Annotated in this window: 19 protein-coding genes and 1 pseudogene; 4 read left to right on the top strand and 16 right to left on the bottom strand. The window is 27.0% G+C overall.

The window, feature by feature from the left end; translation table 4 throughout:
• Positions 1-493 (top strand): annotated as a pseudogene (locus BCF89_RS08110) (Mbov_0401 family ICE element transposase-like protein); the annotation flags it as partial.
• A 257-nt stretch (positions 494-750) separates the two neighbouring features.
• On the opposite strand, the gene BCF89_RS08115 reads toward BCF89_RS08110, so the two are convergent.
• The 3 genes from BCF89_RS08115 to BCF89_RS02060 form a co-directional block, all read right to left on the bottom strand.
• The gene (locus tag BCF89_RS08115) at positions 751-1377 is read right to left on the bottom strand and encodes a hypothetical protein (protein WP_111518562.1); all 627 of its coding nucleotides are present in this window, start codon (positions 1375-1377) and stop codon (positions 751-753) included.
• Between the two features lie 155 nt (positions 1378-1532).
• Positions 1533-2177 carry a hypothetical protein gene (locus BCF89_RS08120; RefSeq protein ID WP_111518564.1) on the bottom strand — a complete coding sequence of 215 codons (645 nt, stop codon included), beginning with the start codon at positions 2175-2177 and terminating at the stop codon, positions 1533-1535.
• Between the two features lie 23 nt (positions 2178-2200).
• Positions 2201-2914: a YgjP-like metallopeptidase domain-containing protein gene (locus tag BCF89_RS02060; protein ID WP_111518566.1), complete on the bottom strand. Its 714-nt coding sequence runs from the start codon at positions 2912-2914 to the stop codon at positions 2201-2203.
• 186 nt (positions 2915-3100) lie between these two features.
• On the opposite strand from BCF89_RS02060, the gene rpsT reads away from it, so the two are divergent.
• Positions 3101-3364: a 30S ribosomal protein S20 gene (gene rpsT / locus BCF89_RS02065; protein WP_111518568.1), complete on the top strand. Its 264-nt coding sequence runs from the start codon at positions 3101-3103 to the stop codon at positions 3362-3364.
• Positions 3365-3410: 46 nt separating this feature from the next.
• On the opposite strand, the gene rsmI is transcribed toward rpsT, so the two are convergent.
• From rsmI to dnaX, 6 genes are read right to left on the bottom strand one after another with little or no spacing between them, the layout of a single operon-like run.
• Positions 3411-4127, bottom strand: a complete 717-nt coding sequence (gene rsmI, locus BCF89_RS02070; RefSeq protein WP_111518570.1) for a 16S rRNA (cytidine(1402)-2'-O)-methyltransferase — start codon at positions 4125-4127, stop codon at positions 3411-3413.
• Entirely contained in the window at positions 4117-4998 is an 882-nt protein-coding gene (locus BCF89_RS02075) for a DNA polymerase III delta subunit-related protein (protein WP_111518572.1), read from the bottom strand. Before BCF89_RS02075 ends, rsmI begins: the two co-directional genes overlap by 11 nt.
• Positions 4998-5639: a dTMP kinase gene (tmk, locus tag BCF89_RS02080; protein WP_111518573.1), complete on the bottom strand. Its 642-nt coding sequence runs from the start codon at positions 5637-5639 to the stop codon at positions 4998-5000. The genes BCF89_RS02075 and tmk overlap by 1 nt, the downstream gene beginning before the upstream one ends.
• Before the next feature lie 19 nt (positions 5640-5658).
• Positions 5659-6249 carry a toprim domain-containing protein gene (locus tag BCF89_RS02085; RefSeq protein WP_111518574.1) on the bottom strand — a complete coding sequence of 197 codons (591 nt, stop codon included), beginning with the start codon at positions 6247-6249 and terminating at the stop codon, positions 5659-5661.
• Entirely contained in the window at positions 6249-6542 is a 294-nt protein-coding gene (locus BCF89_RS02090) for a YbaB/EbfC family nucleoid-associated protein (RefSeq protein ID WP_111518575.1), read from the bottom strand. The genes BCF89_RS02085 and BCF89_RS02090 overlap by 1 nt, the downstream gene beginning before the upstream one ends.
• Before the next feature lie 28 nt (positions 6543-6570).
• Positions 6571-8595, bottom strand: a complete 2025-nt coding sequence (gene dnaX, locus BCF89_RS08125) for a DNA polymerase III subunit gamma/tau (RefSeq protein WP_111518576.1) — start codon at positions 8593-8595, stop codon at positions 6571-6573.
• 140 nt (positions 8596-8735) lie between these two features.
• Between dnaX and BCF89_RS08130 the strand changes: the two genes are divergently transcribed.
• Both BCF89_RS08130 and BCF89_RS02105 read left to right on the top strand, forming a co-directional pair.
• On the top strand, positions 8736-9263 hold the full coding sequence (locus tag BCF89_RS08130; RefSeq protein WP_111518578.1) for a hypothetical protein: 528 nt from the start codon (positions 8736-8738) through the stop codon (positions 9261-9263).
• A gap of 6 nt (positions 9264-9269) precedes the next feature.
• Positions 9270-9701: a bis(5'-nucleosyl)-tetraphosphatase gene (locus BCF89_RS02105; RefSeq protein WP_111518579.1), complete on the top strand. Its 432-nt coding sequence runs from the start codon at positions 9270-9272 to the stop codon at positions 9699-9701.
• A 31-nt stretch (positions 9702-9732) separates the two neighbouring features.
• Here BCF89_RS02105 and secA read toward each other — a convergent pair whose 3' ends face one another.
• From secA to BCF89_RS08165, 7 genes are all read right to left on the bottom strand, one after another.
• Positions 9733-12312, bottom strand: a complete 2580-nt coding sequence (gene secA / locus BCF89_RS08135) for a preprotein translocase subunit SecA (RefSeq protein ID WP_111518581.1) — start codon at positions 12310-12312, stop codon at positions 9733-9735.
• Positions 12313-12403: 91 nt separating this feature from the next.
• Positions 12404-12595: a hypothetical protein gene (locus tag BCF89_RS08140; RefSeq protein WP_111518583.1), complete on the bottom strand. Its 192-nt coding sequence runs from the start codon at positions 12593-12595 to the stop codon at positions 12404-12406.
• A 4-nt stretch (positions 12596-12599) separates the two neighbouring features.
• Positions 12600-13634 carry a carbohydrate ABC transporter permease gene (locus BCF89_RS08145; RefSeq protein ID WP_111518585.1) on the bottom strand — a complete coding sequence of 345 codons (1035 nt, stop codon included), beginning with the start codon at positions 13632-13634 and terminating at the stop codon, positions 12600-12602.
• On the bottom strand, positions 13576-14592 hold the full coding sequence (locus tag BCF89_RS08150; RefSeq protein ID WP_111518587.1) for a carbohydrate ABC transporter permease: 1017 nt from the start codon (positions 14590-14592) through the stop codon (positions 13576-13578). Before BCF89_RS08150 ends, BCF89_RS08145 begins: the two co-directional genes overlap by 59 nt.
• A complete protein-coding gene (locus tag BCF89_RS08155) occupies positions 14592-16829 on the bottom strand; it encodes an ATP-binding cassette domain-containing protein (RefSeq protein WP_111518589.1) in 2238 nt (745 codons plus the stop codon). Before BCF89_RS08155 ends, BCF89_RS08150 begins: the two co-directional genes overlap by 1 nt.
• A gap of 21 nt (positions 16830-16850) precedes the next feature.
• Positions 16851-17819, bottom strand: a complete 969-nt coding sequence (locus tag BCF89_RS08160) for a hypothetical protein (RefSeq protein ID WP_111518591.1) — start codon at positions 17817-17819, stop codon at positions 16851-16853.
• A gap of 61 nt (positions 17820-17880) precedes the next feature.
• Positions 17881-19992, bottom strand: a complete 2112-nt coding sequence (locus BCF89_RS08165) for a P68 family surface lipoprotein (protein WP_111518593.1) — start codon at positions 19990-19992, stop codon at positions 17881-17883.
• Positions 19993-20078: the final 86 nt, after the last annotated feature.

Raw genomic sequence — 20078 nt, forward strand, 5'->3', positions numbered from 1 at the left:
CGGTGCTACTTGGATTAAAAATCTTTCAGTAAGACTAAAAGCAGAATATATACTTTGCCGTTTTCATTTAAAACAAAAACTAGGAGTTATTTTTAACAATTCAAAAGAATTAAAATCAATGCTTGACCAATATTATTTAGATACTGGTATTCGGTTAGAAAAGTTAATCAATAGGTTTATTTTCAATCAAAATTATGAAGATTTAATTAGATTTTTAGAAAACTCCCTAAACCAACTAAAGGATTATTTAAATCAGACTAGATGAACTCACTTAACTGATTTTTTAAAATATATAAAAAGAAATCTCAAAGGACTTATAGGTGTGCCTATGGATAGCTCCTTGTATTTTGGAAATGTTGCTGAGTCTTTTGTTTCACATTTAATTAAAAAGAAAATTAAAAGAAATTGAACAATATATAGTGTTCAATCAATCATGGTCTTATTAACAAAAAACCAAAATGCTATTTATTTAGAAAGTTACATTGAGGCCTAAATTATCTTTTTAAATAAAATTAATTAATTTTATTTTAAATTATGCTAAAAGCATATTTTTTATCTCAAAATAATTTTTAAAAACTTATATTTTTTTACAAAAACCCCGATAAAATAATATATGTAATTGTTTTTAATTAGTACACCACCTAATTTTGAACATCCCCAATTTTATTGAAATTAAACTTTATTGTGGTTTTATTACCTAATAAAAAAATGTCGTATTTTGATACAACATTTCTTTCTTAGCATTTAAAATTAAATTTTGTTTGTAATACGTAGAACAATTAAAACAATGTTTGTAATTGTTAATAGTAATAACAATGTAAAGAATACTCAGAATACACGACTTTCTCTTTTAGATGGTTTAGCAGGTACTTCGACAACTTCTTTATTTTCTTCGCCATTGCAGCATTTACATTCTTTGCAACAACTGCATTTGTCATCACCTTCCATTTTACATTCACTGCATTCTTCTTTGCATTCTTCTTCTAGAGGACAAGTCTTTTCTTCTTCAATTATAATTTGTTCTTCTACAACTTTCTTTTTTGAAGCTTTTGGTGCTGGTTTGTCAACTAGGTTTTCTTTTTCAATGTATTTAATTGCTTCTTCGTTTGCTACACTTTGACCTTTAATTCTATCTACAATAACATATGCTTTTTCAACGTTAACGCTTCCGCGGTATGCTCCGTCTTGATGGAATCAAACACGTGTAGGATTTTCTGAAGCTTCACCAATTCTTATGTATTCTAATAGTGCTTCATTAAAATCACTAAAGCTACCTGAAATTTTTTCGTTTGCTTTTTTAAAATTAAAAGATACTTTTCCATTTTCATCAGGAACTGTTTCGGAAATATAGTATCTTTCTAATGTACTTTTTGCCATCTTCTCTCCCACTTTTTTATCTTTTTTAATATAGTATTCAAAGATATTTTTCAAGATTTATTTAAACTATACATTTATATTTTAAAACAAAAAATCAATAAAAAAAATTAATGACATTAAATTGCCATTTTTTATTGAAAATAAATAGAAATTCTTTAATTTTTTACTCGTTTATTGCTTAATAATTCAATAATTTTATTGATATTATCAATTGTTAATGTTGATTGCAATTTAGATTTAATTTCATACATCAAATTTGATAAATCATTAATATTCGTATACAACAAATATTCAGGGAATTCTGTTAATTTAAATTGAGAAATTGAATGGAAAACTAGAATGCCAACAATTGGAAGATTATTAGGTAAGATTGGAATTAAATCCTTGATATTATTTCTTAAATCTCAAAATAAGTTATTTATATAATAATTGATATTTTCCTGATGTAGGATTCATTGACGTTGGTTAAAATTACCTTCTAACTCTATACCATTATCATCAATTTCTTTTAATACAAATAATCCAAAACTATTAATTAGAATCTTACCAGATCTAAAAGTAAGACTTGTATCCTTTTTGTACACTCCATCATTGATCAATTGCGTTTCAGGAATCATCCTTTTTATTATTTGAAGTTCTTCTTCCAATTTTGTAGTCTGACTTTGCTTTTCTTCCGAAACTTGAAGTTGTTTTTTTCTTTTATTTTTAAAGAATAATACGATAAAAATTGTATCTATAACAAGCATTATGAAAAGAAAACAATATACAACGACTAAAATAACTATTAATTCTTTATCCATAAAACAATCTCTTGTTAAAAATTTTATTTAAAAATATGGTTTTTTAACTTATTTTTTAGAATCTTGTAATCTGGAATATATTTAACTACTAATAATCAAAATTTCGGTGAATGATTTTGATAGACGATATGGGAGACTTCATGATATGCAACATATCTTATGATTTGAGGATCAAAATACATTAAATCTATACATAAATTAATCTTATTTTTTTGGACAATAATTGATGCTCACGATGTCTTTTTTTTGTGTACTGAATACTTAAAGTTAATTTCTTTGTTTAAAATTTGTTTTGCTGCCTCGGTTGCAAGCAAATTAAATTTTTTAACTAATTCATTTTTTATTTCTTTTTTAATAATCTCACTTACATCTAGACTTTTATTTGATTCATGATATTTTATTGTTTTAATTGGATTGTCATCTTCATCTTGAATAATAATTTCATTTCTAACTACTATGTATTTACATAGCTTTCCAAAATAATAAAACTGTTGGTTAATTGTATCAATCTCAAGTGGCTGCTTTTGAAATTTATTTTTTTTACTTAGAATTCTATTCATTGCATTAATTAAAAAATTCTCAAATTTTTGACCATGTAGATTAATAAATTTTCCTCTTACAATAAAAAAACCATCTTCATAAGTTAAATAAACATGTTTTGCATTGGTATAAAAAAATTTAATTTGATACTCAGTGTTATCAATGATTTGTTTAATAATTGCATCAGGTTTTTTCATATAAAAATATTTTATTAAAATAAGAATTTCTACCTCATAAATTGAGACTATTTTTATTCTTTAATTACAATTAAAAATGGTCTCTAAGTCCTTGAAAATTAAAAAATTGACTAATTATAAAAAAAATATTTTTTTTATGTAAAATTATGATTGCTAATTAATTTTTTAGCAAGAAGAGGCAAAAAAATGGCAAATATTAAATCAAAACAAAAAGCAATATTATCTAATCAAAAAGCAAACGCTCGTAATTCTGCAATTAAATCATCAGTTAAAACAGCAATTAAGAAAGCTAAATTAGCAGCTGAATCTAAAAGTGATAAAACTGCACAATTAGTAGCAAAAGCACACCACGAAATTGATAAAGCTGTTTCAAAAGGTGTTTTACACCAAAACAATGGTGCCAGAAAAGCTAGCCGTTTAGATGCATTTATTGCTAAAACAAATAATTAATCCAAAATATTTCATCTTATAATAATTAAAATATGCCAATCAGTAATTAGGCATATTTTTTATTTTCATATTTATTTATCTTAATATGCTTTGGTTTCTTAATTAAGAAACAAATTACATATTCTCCTTTAATATTTTCATTTTCAAGGTCAAATAGAATTTGCGATGGGTTTCCAAAATAATCTTTTTCATGTAACTTAGTTAACTCTTTACACAAATAAATTTTTATCTCATTACCAAAAACAATTTCAAAATCCTTAATTGTATTAATTAATTTATGTGGCGAAACATAAGCAACATAAACTCCTTCAGTTAGTTTTTTTAATTGATTAATTCGTTCACCACTTTTATCTTTTAAAAAACCTAGAAAACTAAAAGTTGATCCTAAATTGGATTTTATAAATGCATTAACAAAGGCACTAACTCCCCCAATTACATCAATAAAAATATTATTTTCTTTTGCTTCTTCTATCAAATTAAATCCCGGATCGGAAATACATGGCATTCCTGCATCAGAAATTAAACTAACTTTTTTGCCTGATAAAATATATTCAATAATTTTAGATGCTATTTTTCTTTCATTAAATTTATGATAAGAAATAAATTGCTTGTTTTGTATATTAAGATGATTTAAAAGTTTCTTACTTACTTTAATATCTTCACAAACTATAATATCTGACTCTGAAAGAATTCGAATCGCTCTTAAAGTTATATCTTCAAGATTCCCAATCGGTGTACCTACAACATATAATTTATAATCCATAAAAATCCTCTAATTTAATAAGTAGTTTACTTTTTTGTAGATTGAAATTAGCTGCATTTTTTAAATTTTTTTTTATTTCCTTAAAGAGATTAATAATCTTATAAATTGGAATGTAGTCAAACATTTCTTTTTTTAGATTAAATTCTTTTAATATAGAAAGATCATTAATCTCTTTTTTTAATTTATAAATTAAAAAGAAGCAATAGATAGCAAAGTTAAGAAATATTTCCTTATTTTCAGAATTAAAATCCTTAATAATAATTTTAATTAATGCATAAGGATTGGAATGTGATTCAAAGATTGCTTTTTTTAAGCTCTCTAAAAGCACAATTAAATCTTCATCATAATCTTCATTGATTGATGCAAAAAAATTCACATAGAAATCATTATTTGCATCTAAAACAGGATCGTTTATCTCATTTGGAATTTCAATAATAAAAGCTCTTGATTTAATTGTCTTAATAACTTGTGATATAAAATTACATGATGCCAAAATAATTGTATTATGTGGCGGATTTTCTAAAAATTTAAGTAAACTATTTAGGGATTGTTGACTTCCACTTTCGATGCTATTAATAATCAAAATCTTCCTTTTTTTGTAAGCAAGAATCGAAGTTTCAGAAGTATTTTTAATTGCATCAAGAATATTTTGTTTTGCAATAATTTGATTTTTTCCATCAATAAAAAAATATAATTCGCCAAAATTAATATTTGACATTTTTTCAAAATTTTCATTATTAATGTGATTAATAAAATATAAAAAATATTCATCAAAAGATTTAATTGTTTTTGATGAAATTAAATAGAATTGTCCTAGCTTTTTTTCAATAATTGAATTATTTATAATTTTTTTAAAGATAGGATGTACCATTAGATAATCTTTTCTTCTTCTAAAATATTTAGAACCTTATTGAATAATTCAATGATTGAACAGCTTGCATCTATAACTTTATATTTATCTTTATTTTTAGCAATGATTTCTTTGTATGCATCTCTTAATTTAATATAGTATGATACATCCGAACTTTCAAGACGGTCAATATTATCACGCATTTTAGTAATTCTTTCAATTGAAATTGATGGTTCCAAATCAAAAAAGATAATCAAATCCGGTTCAGTATAATTTGTTGCAATTTGATTGATTTCTAAGACATTTTCGAGTCCGACATTGCCTAAAATTCCTTGATAAACATATGAAGAAGTTGTATAACGGTCAGTAATTACATTTTTTCCTGCCTCCAAAGCAGGTCAAATTCCCTTTTCAAGATTCAATCTTCTTGATGTAGCAAAAAGCAATGCATCAACCATTTGTGAAAAATAGTTTTCATTATCTAAAATCAATTGACGGATTTTTTCGGCTTCTTTTGAAAAAGCTGAACCAGGCTCCCTAGTAAACACAAAATTATCAATCATGTTTCTTCTAATTAATTCATTTTTTAACATTTGAATGATTGTTGTTTTTCCTGAACCATCCATTCCTTCAATTGCAATAAATTTACCTTTTTTTTGCATGATTGTTTATTTGCCTTTCTTAGATTCTTTTTTTATTTAAAATTGATTGCTTTAATGAGATTGGATCAATTGATTCAATTGACATTCCAAAAGGAATTCCAATCGAAAGTTGATATACATTTTTGTTTGGATAAATTGTATTAATTTCTTTTTTTAGATATTGCATTGTAATTTGGCCATTCAAGTCCGTATTCAAACAAAGAATGATTTCATCAAATTTTTTTATATTTTCTAGTAATAGATCAATCTTTTTAGTAATTAGTTCAGTTATTTTTTTTAGATTGATAATTTCGTTAAAAATAAAATATTTTCCTTTTTCAATGTCTAGGGATTCAATCTTTTCAATGTCTTGATTGTCAGAAACAATAAATAATTTACTTGCTCTTTTTTTATCTAAGCATATATCACAGATTTCATTATCTGAATATGCTTGACAATGTTTACATTTCTTTGTTTTTTGTTGTATTTCAATAATTTTTGAAAATAAATCATTGGTAAAATCTTGATTATTTTCTAAGAAAAAATTAATGATTTTATTAGCTTGTTTATTTGAAATTCCAGGAATTTTTTTAAGTAATTCAATAATTTTTGTGATTGATGCGTTATTCATTAAAATGGTAATCCACTATTTGTATATTTTTTGCTTATTTCTTCATAAGCATTATCAACTATATCAATTGCTTCATTAACAGCTAGCATGACTAAATCTTGAATTAGTTCAGGATCATCTGGATCGATTAATGCTTCATTAATTTCAATGCTCTTGATTTTTCTATTTCCAAGCATTGTTACTTTAATTCCTTGTTTTTCAATCAAAAATTCTTTTTTAGCAATAACTTGTTCTTCTTTATCAATTTCACCTTGAATTCTCTTGGCATTCTTTAACATTTCATTTATATTCATTTTATAACTCCTTTTTTCTTTCATTCCTTTAACTTTGAGGTTTCTTTACAATATCACCAAAAAGTTTTCTTGCATATTCATATGTTTCAGATTCTTTATTTTTATATTTATCTAAATTTGGTAATGAATACATTTTAATTTCTTTGTCTTTCAATTCTTTTCAGTTTTTTAAGCAATATTCTTTGGCAAGATCAAATTGATCATTACTGATGGCAATTACATTTAGATATCGATTAAAAATTAAATTTAAGGCTTCAATTACTTCTTCGGTATTTGCCCTTAGATTTAATTGATGAACTTTTTGAATATCATCAGTTTTTAAAACAACAAAATCTTTCGTACTAAAAAGAATTCTAAAACTTAAAAATAGTTCAATTAAATGCTCGTATTTTTCTTGAATTTTCGACTTTAGCATATTAAAGTATGTTGCATCTAAATTAATTTGAGACTTACTTTGTTCTCAACCATATAAGCCTAATTTTATATATTGGTAAATAAAAGCTAACTTGTTAACATCATCCTGATCAATTTCTGGTTTAAGAATATTAATATCTTCCTCAGGATTCAAATTTAATTCTTTTGGACTAATAATATCATCTAAAAAACTAGTTTTATTTTCTTCTTGCGCAAAATTATTTATATCTTCATTAATAGTTTTTGCATTGTTTTTTAAGCTATCTAATTGTTCATCCAAATTAGTATTATCTAATAATTGATTATGTCTTTCATATATTTTAGTTTGAAGTTGCCTATCATATGAGTTAGATATCGCAGCTAAATTAAATACATCATTGAATTGCTCAATTGGACTTTTGTTTTCTGATTGCTTAATTTCTAATTCAATATTATTTTTTAATTTTTCCTTTGTTTCATCATTTTTAATATCGTTACTTTCATTATTCAAAGAAACTAATTCAACATCATCATCAATCTTATTCACATTATCTTTGATTTCAACTAATTTATTGATTTGCGAATCATTATAAGAAGCCATTTTTAAAAGATATAATTCAGTTATTTGTTTTGGAATATCAGAGTTTTTTATTTCTTGGATTGCCTTTTGAATCAATTCAAGATAGAAAAACAAACTATCTTCATCAATATCTAAGGAATCTAAGTTATCTTTTTCATTAAATTCTAATAGACCTAGATCAGACGTTTTTTTTCAAACATAATAATCTTTTAAGAGTCTAAAAATTTGAATTAGCATCTTTTCAATACTTGCACCATTTTCAACTAGGTAATTGTATTTTTTAATTAGTTGCTGATGTGCATGTGTCTTGATTGCATTTATAAGGTACAAGATATTATTAATGTTAACAATTCCATATAACTCCTCAATTGCTTGCTTAGTTATTGTTTGATTTGCACAATAGATTGAAATTTGATCAGCAATACTTAGTGTGTCACGAAAACTTCCATTCCCTAAATCAATAATTAATTTGATTGCATCTTCATTTGCTAATATATTTTCTTGTTTAAAAATATTACTTAGTTGTAAAAATAAAGTATCTCTGTCAATTTTTCTAAAATTAAATCTTTGCACACGACTTAGAATTGTAAGCGGAATTTTTTGGGGATCAGTTGTTGCTAAAATAAATATTACATGTTTAGGGGGTTCTTCAATTGTTTTAAGTAAGGCATTGAAAGCTGCTTTTGAAAGCATATGCACTTCATCGATGATATAGATTTTATATTTTCCTTTTGTAGGTAAATGTTTGATTTTTTCTCTTAATTCCCTAATATCATCAATACCTGTGTTTGAAGCAGCATCAATTTCAATAATATCCATATTCTGATTAAGATCCTTAATGCATTCTTGACATGGATTTTCATCAATTCGATGTGTACAATTGATTGCATTTGCAAAAATTTTTGCAGTTGAAGTTTTTCCATTGCCATGCAGACCACAAAATAAATAAGCATGTGTTAATTTATTTTCTCTAATAATATTTTTTAATGATTCAATGATGCTTTTTTGCCCATATACTTGATCAAAAGTTCTAGGACGGTATTGACGATATAATGCTAAATATTTTTTTTCAAATGACATTTCAGCTCCCTAAAATATACATATATTTTACCAAATTAGCATGACCAAAAAACCTAAAAGAATTTCTAATTTTTTGATTTGATTTTAATGAAATTATGCAATACTTAAAATTGTGATTTTATTCTTTATAATAATATGTTATGAATAAAGTAAATCGACTTATAGATGGGATTAATAAAAGAAATTTCTTCACTTTCTTTTTGCTATCAATTATATGTTTAATTGTTGCCATAATTTCAATGATTGCTAGTAGCATTTCTTTTTTTTATCATCCTACATCATCAATAAGCAACATCGGGTTCATTGGTATATTATCTTTAAGTATAATTATGGTCATAGCAATTATTCTTATGACAGTTAGTTATTTTCCGATATACAAAGAAAGAAATTCCCTAAGACACTATAAACTTTTAAAAGTAATTTTTTGATTAGTTATTACAGCAATTATTATTGCAATGGCATTAATTGTTTGAATATTTTTATTCAATTCAATACATCAAAAAATAATTAAATTCTTATCTTCAAACGATGATTTCAATATAACTAAGAATCAAACTATTTTTAATAAATTAAAAATATTTAAACTTATTATAAATTCAACCCTAATTTTAAATATAATTACAATAGTATCAATAAATACATTTATTAAACATAAAGGCGGAATATAGAAGTATATGAGGTATGTAAAATCATGTGGGGCAGTGGTATTGCATAACATTGAATCAAAATTATATGTCTTACTTGTGCAACAAATTGCAGGGCATTGGATTTTTCCAAAAGGAAGAGTTGAAGATAGCGAAAGCGAAGAAGAAACAGCAATAAGAGAAGTTAAAGAAGAAACTAATGTAGACATTGAGATTCTTCCAGGATTTAAAGAAAAAGTTAATTATTCACCTTTTTTTAATGTCACAAAGGATGTTATTTATTTTTTAGGAAAACCAAAAAACTTTGAATTAAAAAAACAAATTGGTGAAATTGAAATTGTAGAGTGAGTTAAGGTTGATGAAGCATTAAAGAATCGCATTACTCATGATCAAAACAAAGAAGTACTAGAAAAAGCGATTAATTTTTATATCAATAACTTCTGAGAATATGATAAAAAATAAGACTAGTTTTTATAATCTAGCCTTATTTTTTTTATTCATTTTGTTTAATTATTGAATCAATCTTAAATCTAAATTCTCTTAAAATTTCATTTTTTTTCTCTTCAAGTGTTTGAATTATTTCTTCATCACTTAAATTCTTTTTTTCTAAATGTTGTCTTTCTGATTCTAATAAAAATTTAATGAATTCCTTAAGATTTTCAAGACTTTGACTTTGGGTATTAGTTTCCTGTTGACTTGTAACTCAAGGAAAATCAAAAGCACTATTATTTGCAGGCAGAGCTTCATAGTTATTAAGAAGATTTGCTGAACATTCCATTGCAATTCGATTAGTTAAATCTTTAAATTTCTTCGAACCTAATTTTGTATAAACTTGATATGGATTTTTTTGGGCATATTGCACTAAATGTGTACTACGACGTAATTTATCCATAACATTAATATGATCTTGTCAACCAGCATCAAAAACATTAAGAATTATGTTACGTTCATTTTTTACTAAAGAAGAGATTCCATATTTATCAATAATATTTTGTCTTAAGACATCATATTCTTGTTTTCAAATTGAAAAAATATAAGCACTTAAGTCATCTTTATCCATTTTTTTAATTTCATTAGCATCAAATTTATGATTTGTTAGAAGCATAAAATTGCTATTTAAGTATTGGGCAAAATTATCAAAATCAATTGTGTCATTTTTTCTAACAAAATATGGATTGTTAACAATTTGTTGTACTGCGACCTCAAACATTTTATGAATTATTGAACCAAGATCATCACGATTCAAAATTAAATCACGTTGTTCATAAATTAAATCACGTTGTTGTCTAATAACATCATCAAAATTTAAAACACTTTTACGACTGTCGTAGTTGAAACCTTCAATCTTCTTTTGGGCTCTTAGAAAAGCAGTTCTAATTGCTTTACCAGGAATCGGATCAGAACCATATTCCTTAAAAATTTGCTTTCATTGATCTTGAACTGAAAATCTTAAAATTAATTGGTCATCTAGTGATAAAAAGAATTTAGTATATCCAATATCACCTTGACGTCCTGATCTACCTTTAAGTTGATTATCAATCCGACGTGATTCGGCTTTTTCAGTTCCAAGGACATAAAGCCCCCCGTTAGCTATTGCTTCTTTGGATGGTTTAATATCAGTTCCACGTCCAGCCATATTTGTTGCAATTGTTACAGCCCCTGCTTCCCCTGCTCTTGAAATAATATCAGCCTCAGAGGAATCCTGCTTTGCATTCAAAACAGTATGTGGAATTCCTTCTTCAACTAAATATTCATGTAGTATTTCTGAATCTTCGACTTGGGCAGTCCCAATTAAAATTGGTTGACGACGTGAATATGCCCTTTTAACTTCTTTTGTAACTGCTTTTCATTTTGAATGCATATCAACATAAATTTCATCTTGATCATCAACTCTTACTACTGGTTTGTTAGTTGGTACTACATTAACACGCATGTTATAAATATCAATAAATTCTTTTTCTTCCGTTTTAGCAGTTCCTGTCATCCCACTAATTTTCTTAAATAATCTAAAGAAATTTTGATAGGTAATTGTTGCCAGTGTTTTTGTTTCTGATTCAATTTCTACTCTTTCTTTAGCTTGAATTGCTTGTTGAAGACCTTCTGAATAGGCTCTACCTTCCATAATCCGACCAGTAAAGGAATCAACTAATTCAATTTTGTCATTCCGAACAATGTATTCAACATCTAATTTCATAACTTTATGTGCTCTTAGAGAATTTTGAATTCGATGCACCAATTCAGAATTTTCTAAATCATAAAGGTTTTCAAAATTAAAATATTTATTTGCCTTTTCAATTCCAGCATCAGTTAAATAAACAGACTTTGTTTCTTCATCAATGAAATAATCATCATGATTTAGTGTTTGCACAAAAAGATCTGCAATATTATACATTGAACTCTCTTCTTGATCTCCACCTGAAATAATAAGAGGTGTTTTTGCTTCATCAATTAAAATTGAATCAACTTCATCGAGTAAAATAAAGTCCAGACCTCTTTGAACTTTTTCTTCCTTCGTCATTGCCATATTATCACGCAAGTAATCAAATCCTAATTCAGAGTGGACTGAATAAACAACATCACAAGCATATGCTTCTCTTTTTAAATCTGCAGGCATTTGAGCTTTATTAATACCAACGCTTAAACCTAGAAATTTGAATACCAATCCCATTTCTTCCGCATCACGTTCTGCTAAATATTCATTAACAGTTGAGACAATAACACTTTGACCACTTAAAGAGTTTAGATACACAGGAGCAATTGATGTAATTGTTTTTCCTTCTCCTGTTTTCATTTCTGCCACAGAACCTAAATCAAGAATGATCCCACCAATCATTTGGACATCAAATGGTCTTTTACCTAGAATTCTTTTTGTTGCCTCACGTGCAACGGCAAAAACTTCATGACGAATATCCTCAGGAGCTTCGCCTAATTTGATTCTTTCTTTAAATTCAATTGTTTTATTTTTTAATTGCTCATCACTCAATAATGAAATCTCAGGTTCAAGTTGATTAATTTTTTTTAGCGTGTGTCAGGCAATGCGCATTTCTCTTGATTCAAATTTAAAAAATTTCATAATTTAATATTTTATATTAAATTTAGGAGTTAATATAAATAAAAAGCAAACATCAACCAATGCTTGCTTTTTAGTTTTGAGTGCGATTTTTTTAGGTAAATAGTCTTAAAGTATCTTGATTAAATACTTGGAATACTCCAATAATTAATCCATAAAGCATGAAACCTAAAGTTACTAAACCAATTACAACAATGAATATGATTCAAAAAATACTCATTATCTTTTTTGCAACTCTTTTACCTTTTCTTTTTGTTGCTAGAGAACTATACTCTTTATATTCCATATTATTATCCTTTTGCTCCGCTTCCACGTCTTGAAATTGCTGCCATTATTCTCTTTCTTAAAATAAAGTAAACAATAATCATAGGTATAACTGCTAACAATGTTGCTGCCATTCTTACAGATAGCACAATTTGAATTTGTCCTGGTGCCACTTCATGTCTACCAGTTGTAAACAATCAAAGGTTAATTGGTGCATAATATCCAGCTGTTTCCCCAGGTGCTGAATCCCATAGCAATGCAGGTCATGTATATGAGTTCCATGATGCAATTGCTGTAAGAATAATAACAGTTCAGGTTGTTGCTTTTACCATTGGAAGAGCAATATTGAAGAAATATTTAAATCCGTTTGCGCCATCTAACATTGATGATTCCTTAACTGAGTTAGGAATTGCATCAAATGAGTCTCTATACATGTAAGCATTGAAGATTGATGTTGCAAATGGAACAATCATAGCAACAATGATAAATGGATTTTTAGTTCCAAGTCATCCTGCTTTGGAGACTAGAGTATATTGCAAGGAAATAAGTGTAATTTCTGGAATAACAATCAATGCTAATAGAATGTTGAAGAAAACATTTTTTCCTCTTCAATTTTTCATTGCAAGTGCATATCCAAGTGTAATTGCAAAGAATAATCTAACAATTACTGATAGCGCAGCAAAACCAGCTGTAAATACTAGTGATTGCAAATATCCTTGCTCAATTGCGCCCTTGAAGTTAGAAAAGAATAAACTCGTTCCTAAATTACCACTAAATTCCCGATTTGCTTCAAGATATTTTTCATAACTAAATGGTCATCATGCAATACTAAATCCAGGATTTTCATAAAATTTTGGATCTACTAGTGCTTGTTCAATCATGAAATAAAATGGAAGAATAACTAAGAAGCTAAAAAACGTTAGGATTGTTACTTTAAATGATCATTCAAAAAGTTTACCTAAAACATTAGTCGTAGAGTAAGGTTTACTCATTAACTCTTGTTTAGATTTTAAAGCTGATTTTTCTCGTTTGTATCTCAGCTTTAAGCTTGTTAATAACATTTCTTTCTCCTAATTTAATTTTTGCTTGATAGATTAATGAAACAGTTTTTCTTAATGTGAATGATAAAGTAACACCTAATACAAATAGGAATACTGATGATGCCATAGCTCTACCAAAATCCCCACTTGAAAATCTAACTGCTTGGAAGATATAGATTAATAGCGAACTTCCATTTTCTGCAATAGCATCAGTTGCATTATTGTTATATAGTGCAAGAGGGAATACTTTAATTCCATTTATAATACCAATTGTAAATAGGAATGAAAGTGTTCTTTGGATTGATGGTAGTGTAATCATAAAGAATTGTTTTGAGGTTGAAGCCCCATCAATTGCGGAAGATTTATATAAATCCGGATTAACTGAAAGCATTGCTGTTGTTAGAATCAGCACTTGGAAAGCAAGTCCTCCTCAAACCCCACGAATTAATATAACTATAAATGGATTTCATCTACTTGATGAGTTATATAGTAGAGGTAGAATTGCACCTTCGTTAGCTCTCCCGAAGATAGCTGTAAATGTTAGTGATACAGCAACAGCACCTGTCATATATGGTAAGAAGAAAACTGTTTGTCAAAAGTTTTGGGCATATTTTCTTACTACCATTGTTATTGCAGTACTAATTAAAATTGAAATCATCAATCCAATTGGTAATGCTGTAACTGCATATACTAATGAGTTAACTAGCGCAATATGGAATTTAGGATCATTTAGAATTCCAACTGTTCCGCTTTGATTTCAATAGTGACTAATTGACCATCCATAAGTTGTAAAGTGAACTCTTGCCCGGAATGAACCAATAATAACAAAGATAAATGGGATAACTACCATGAAAAATAGTGCTATTAATGATGGAAGCATTAAAAGAAATGGTTTTCAAAATGGCGTTCTTGTATTTAGAATACTTAGTGCTTCGCCAGTTTTTTTAATCCGATACTTTTTTCAAAAATAAGTTCTCATTAAAGTCTTTCCTTTGTATCAATATCAAATAGATGATACAATTCTTCTCTTTTAATGCTTAGTTTAACATTTTCACCAATATCATACTTAGTTTTTGCACCTAAGAAAACATTAGCTACTCTATTAATTTCTTTAATAAAGATTTGTGCTTGAATTTCTTTTCCTAGATATTCTACTAATTTAATATCTCCATTAATAATTCCATTTTCATCTTCAATCAATGATTCACCACGGAAACCAAGACTAATTTTATCTTTCTTATATCCAACTGGTGCTTTTGTTAATTTATGATTATTGTAGTATACATAACCATTTTTAACATCAGTTTCAAAGACAGTCATTTCTGGCATACCTAAGAATTTTGCAACAAATTCATTCTTTGGATGTAAGTACAAGTCCATAGGTGCTCCAATTTGTTGTACCTTAGCTGTTGACATACAAATGATTTTGTCACTAATTGACATAGCTTCTTCTTGGTCATGAGTAACAAAAACAGTTGTAATACCTAGTTCTTGTTGAATTGAACGTATTCATTTTCTTGTTGAGATCCGAAGTTTAGCATCTAAGTTTGAAAGTGGTTCGTCCAATAAAAGAATTTTTGGTTTCTTAACGATTGCTCTAGCGATTGCTACCCGTTGTTGTTGTCCACCAGATAATTGTGTTGGACGCTTAGCTAAATTTTTTGTAATTTCAACTCTTTGAGCAACATCTAACACATCTCTTACAATTGCTTCCTCAATTGTTAATACATCTTTACCAAGATTATTGATTTCTTCTTGTAATTCAGTAGGCAAGGTTAAGATCAATTCATTTAATGCTTTTTTAGTATTGGATGCCTTAATATTTTTTTGCTCAAAAATTGGTTGCAATAAGTCTTTGATTGCTTGTTGATACGCGAATTCTGTTTCTTTTGTAACAAAAACAATTCTTTTTTCAATCTTTTTAATCTTATCGTTTAAATCAGATTCCTTCTGTAACGCAATTTTAGCTTTTAGAGCTTGCTTAGCTTCTTCTATTTTTTGATTAAAGTCAGCTTTTGTTTTATTATATTCATCAACATATTTATCTTTTAAGAATTTAATTTTATATTTTAAATCAGTTTCTGATAGTTTCAAACCTAATTGGTTTTTTGCTTCTGCAATTAAACTTTCATATTGATTCTTAACTCCGTTAAACTCAGATAAATAGGTTTCTTTTAATTCAGGACTAATATCCAGGTTTTTGGTCTTAGATACTAGTATTTCTTTGGCTTCATTAATTTTTTTATTATATTCATTAACTAAGTTTTTATATTCTTCAATATAGGTGTTTGTTAATTCTTTAGTGTTATTAGGTTTATTTAAATTTTGAATGAAGTTTTCTTTTGCTAATATTTCTTTCTTTATTGCTTCAATTTCTTGTTCATAAGATGAAACAATGTTTTTTGCAGTTGAATTGTTTTTTTCTCTTTCAAGATCTTCAATTCTTTTATCCAAAATTAATTTTAAGTCAGCAATTTCTTTTGTTGCCTTAGTTTTTGCATCTTTATTTTGTGATGCAATTTTTTTAATTGCTTGCTTAGTATCCTTAATATCCTTTAACACCTTTTTTGTTAATGAAGATAATTGTGCAGTCTTCTTAGTTAGAATAAAGTTATAATCATTGACTTCATTATCAATTATGTTATTAAATTCTGTTTTTAGTTCTGTTAGATAATTTCTTGTTTCCTTTGGATTATCTATTGAATGATATAACTTAGTTCTTGAATCGGCAATTAAATTCGCATCAACATTGAAGTGCTTGAAAATGATTTCAAATATTTCTTGTTGTGCTAGTTTTGATTTTTCAATTGTTTCTTCTTTTCAGTGTTTATCATTCATCAAAGGAAATGCAATGTTATCATACACAGTCATATGTGGATATAGGGCATAGTTTTGGAAAACTAGACCTAATTCTCTTTGTTGTGGTGAAAACTTGGTTACATCCACACCGGAGAAGAAAATCTTACCACTTGTAGGACGCAATAGACCAGAAATTGCGTTCAAAGTGGTTGTTTTACCTGAACCAGATGGTCCAAGTAAAGTAACTAACTCACCACGTTCAATGGTAAAAGAAGCATTATCAACTGCTAAAGATTCACCAAAGTCAATAACTAAATCTTTAACTTCAATTGCAGGAATTGATTTTTTTGCATAATAACGTTCTTTTGAAAAACCATGAATATCTTGCTGTGTTAATCCACCATTCGATTTTTCCATTATTTTTTCCTTGATCTTAAATTATTTTTTATTGTTTTCTTTTTGCTTTTCTAAAAACTCATAGAAGTTATTCTTTTCATTCTTAAATATAGAATGTATTTTTTTTGGTATTACTGTTGGATAGAAGAATCTATAAGCATCATTTATTAATGCCTCACCATGAGCTTCATATACAGTTGAGAATTCCTTTGGATTTTTAAATTTGATAATTTGCTTTTTATTATTTAGGATAATTTCATTTCCTTCTTTTTTATAGAATCCTCTTTTTTTCAATCATCCTTCATTAAATGCTTTAGCAACATAAGGAATTAAATATGAAGCTGGGGATGATTTTTTTTCATCATCATAGTCCGAGATAAAATTCTTGAATGTAACTTCTTGAACCCTTGGCAGTGTAAATCCATTTCTTAACATTTCAATATCTAATTCTTTTTCAAAATTATTACCAAAGAATACATATCCAACAAAACGATTATATGATTTATTAGCTCAATTATCAGTAATAACTCTTACTTTTGTTCCAACTGGTAACATTTTCCTTGCAAAACTACTATCATAGGATGCCAATGCTCTTTCTTTTTGCGGAGCTTCTTTGTATTCTTCTAGTGTATCAATCATTGGCACTCTTATTCCAATAACTTCACCATTTTTGAAATATTCATTATTATGTAGTTTGTTGTTTGTAATTTTTACATTTAAAGTATCACCGTCAACAATTTGTTCAACAACACCTTCTAATGCAAAGAATTTTTCCCAAAGATCTCTTTCTACTTCAACAATTTCTCTAGTTTCTTGATTTTTTATAATCTTATCTTTATACTTTGTATTAAAGATTTTTCCTACTTCATCTAACTTAGTAACACCAAAAAAGGTATTATTTAGTTTTAAACTATCATAGTATTCATTATTTATTTTTGTGGTACATGAAATAATAGCAAAAGATGATATTAATAGTGGAGATGTGCCTAAAATTCATCAATTTTTTTTCATAATTTATCTTTCATTAAAAACAACACAATTAATGTGTATGTTTTTAATTTGAATTATTTGATTATTTAAATAGTTTATCAATTTGAGCTAAGAAGTCCTTTAAATCAACTGGTTTGCTTGAGGCAACCTCATTTACCATCTTTCTACCAGCACTTCCAATTGCATCTCTTAGCTTATCTGATTTAACAGACGCAACATCATCCGCTGTTTGATAATTCGATGAGTCTGACGAAATTTTCTTAAGGTTTTCAAATGCAATTTTTGATGCATCATTTAGTTTTAATTTCGATATATCTCCATTTTTTGTTTCAAAATAAGATTTAGATGGAGATATATAACTTGAATATTGATTAAATGCATCAATTGGAACTATATTATCAAATTTTACTGCTTTCTTGGTTTTATTAAACTCTATACTATTAAGTTTGTTTTTGAACATTCAGTTAACAAATAGTTTTGTAGCTTTATTTTCTCTTTCATTTGCATGAATTAGAACCATTGATGGACCTTGAACAAATACAGAATTCTTATCTTCAGATTTGCCTTTTAATGGTGCACTAACTCAATCAGCATCTACTTTATTTAAAAGTGCATTACTATCTAATTTTTTTTCTTTAATAAGAGTTGATTCTACTAATGAGTATTCAATTTGATCTCCACTAAAGATTACACCTAAATGAACAACTTTTCCTTTATCCTCATCTTTTAATTTATAACCTTTATCGATCTTTCCATTTGATTTAGAAAGAACTAATTGATTAGTATTTTTATCGTATCCTAAACGTACTAACTTATATTTAGCATAATTAGATTTAACCTTATTAATCAATTCATCAGCCTTATCTTTGGATACAAATTTCTTGTTATGTTTTCCAGGGTCATTTGTTGAATTAGATGCATAAATATCATTGGTATATTTACCTGAAGTAAATTTCAATAATGATTTTTCTTTTCCTTCAGAAAGTGTAAATATATCTCTAGAATCAATTGTATTTTTTTCCTCATTTACATAGTTAATAGTTACATGATCTGAGTCAATATAGGTATGAGAATATCCGGCAGTAGAACCAATATTTATAGCCATATTATGTTTCGTTAATAAGTTAGAACCATAAGCTCCACCACCACCAACTCAAACAGCACCTGTTTTAATACCTTCAAAAATAATTTCTAATAAGTCTTTAAATATTTTGTTTTGTGATGTACCATCTTTTAAAAATGAAGAATAATCATACCCACCATCAATTACATGTTCTGGAGAGGGAGTTATAAATCCTTTTGTTAAATCACCTTTTGTTTTAGCGGCAGTCATAACGTTAATCGCAGTAGCTAGTGAGTCAATACCTAAAATAGGTTTTGATAGATCTTTTGGATACATTTTTCTAGCAGCAATTGCAAATTTAACTAATTTTTCATAAGAGTTAAAAATCTCATCTGATAAATCAAGATTCATCTTTGAAATTTCAGTTTTTACATTTTCATCGATATTTGCTTTTGCTGATTTTCAAAATTTATCAACATAAGACTTTTTACCATTACTTTTACTATTGTAATATTCAATATATGATTTTAACTTAGATGATTTAGATTCTTCATATTTAACACCCATTTTATCTTTTAATTCACTTGCAAATTTACCAACAAGAACTTTATTGATTGAACTTATTTCAGATGAAACCCCTAATGGTACTACTCATTTTTCATTTTTGGTATTTCCACCAATTGCTTTATTTGAATCTTTGAATGCGTCAGCAATACCTAAAGCTTCAAATTCTTCATCACTTAAAGCAAGGTTCATACTATTTTGTGCAATTATTGATGCAGAAGTTGGATAATTTAGTAAAATATTTCAGAACGTTTTACGTTCCTTGGCTGCCAACTTGGTTGTAAGAGGACCGGTTTGGTAACCATTTGGCAAAAATTCATATTTAACTGGTAAATATCCTTCATTTGCTTTATCTGGATTTTTATTTAATCAATCATTATATGCAGATACAACACCCTTAAGTGCTTCACCTTGAACATTTTTTTCAGAAAAACCAGCTGCAATTTTTAAGATTCCATCATCAATTTGGTCAAATTTAGCAGTTCTATTACATGAAGCTGCAAGTAAAGGGGTAGCTAAAATAGATACACTTGCTAATGATAATAAAACCTTATTTGTTTTTTTCATTACTTGTTTTTAAAACCTTTCTGCGTTATTTTTTTTTTTTTTTTTTTTTTTTTTTTTTTTTTTTTTTTTTTTTTTTTTTTTTTTTT

This window comes from Metamycoplasma auris (assembly GCF_003253435.1).
Lineage (GTDB): Bacteria > Bacillota_I > Bacilli_A > Mycoplasmatales > Metamycoplasmataceae > Metamycoplasma > Metamycoplasma auris.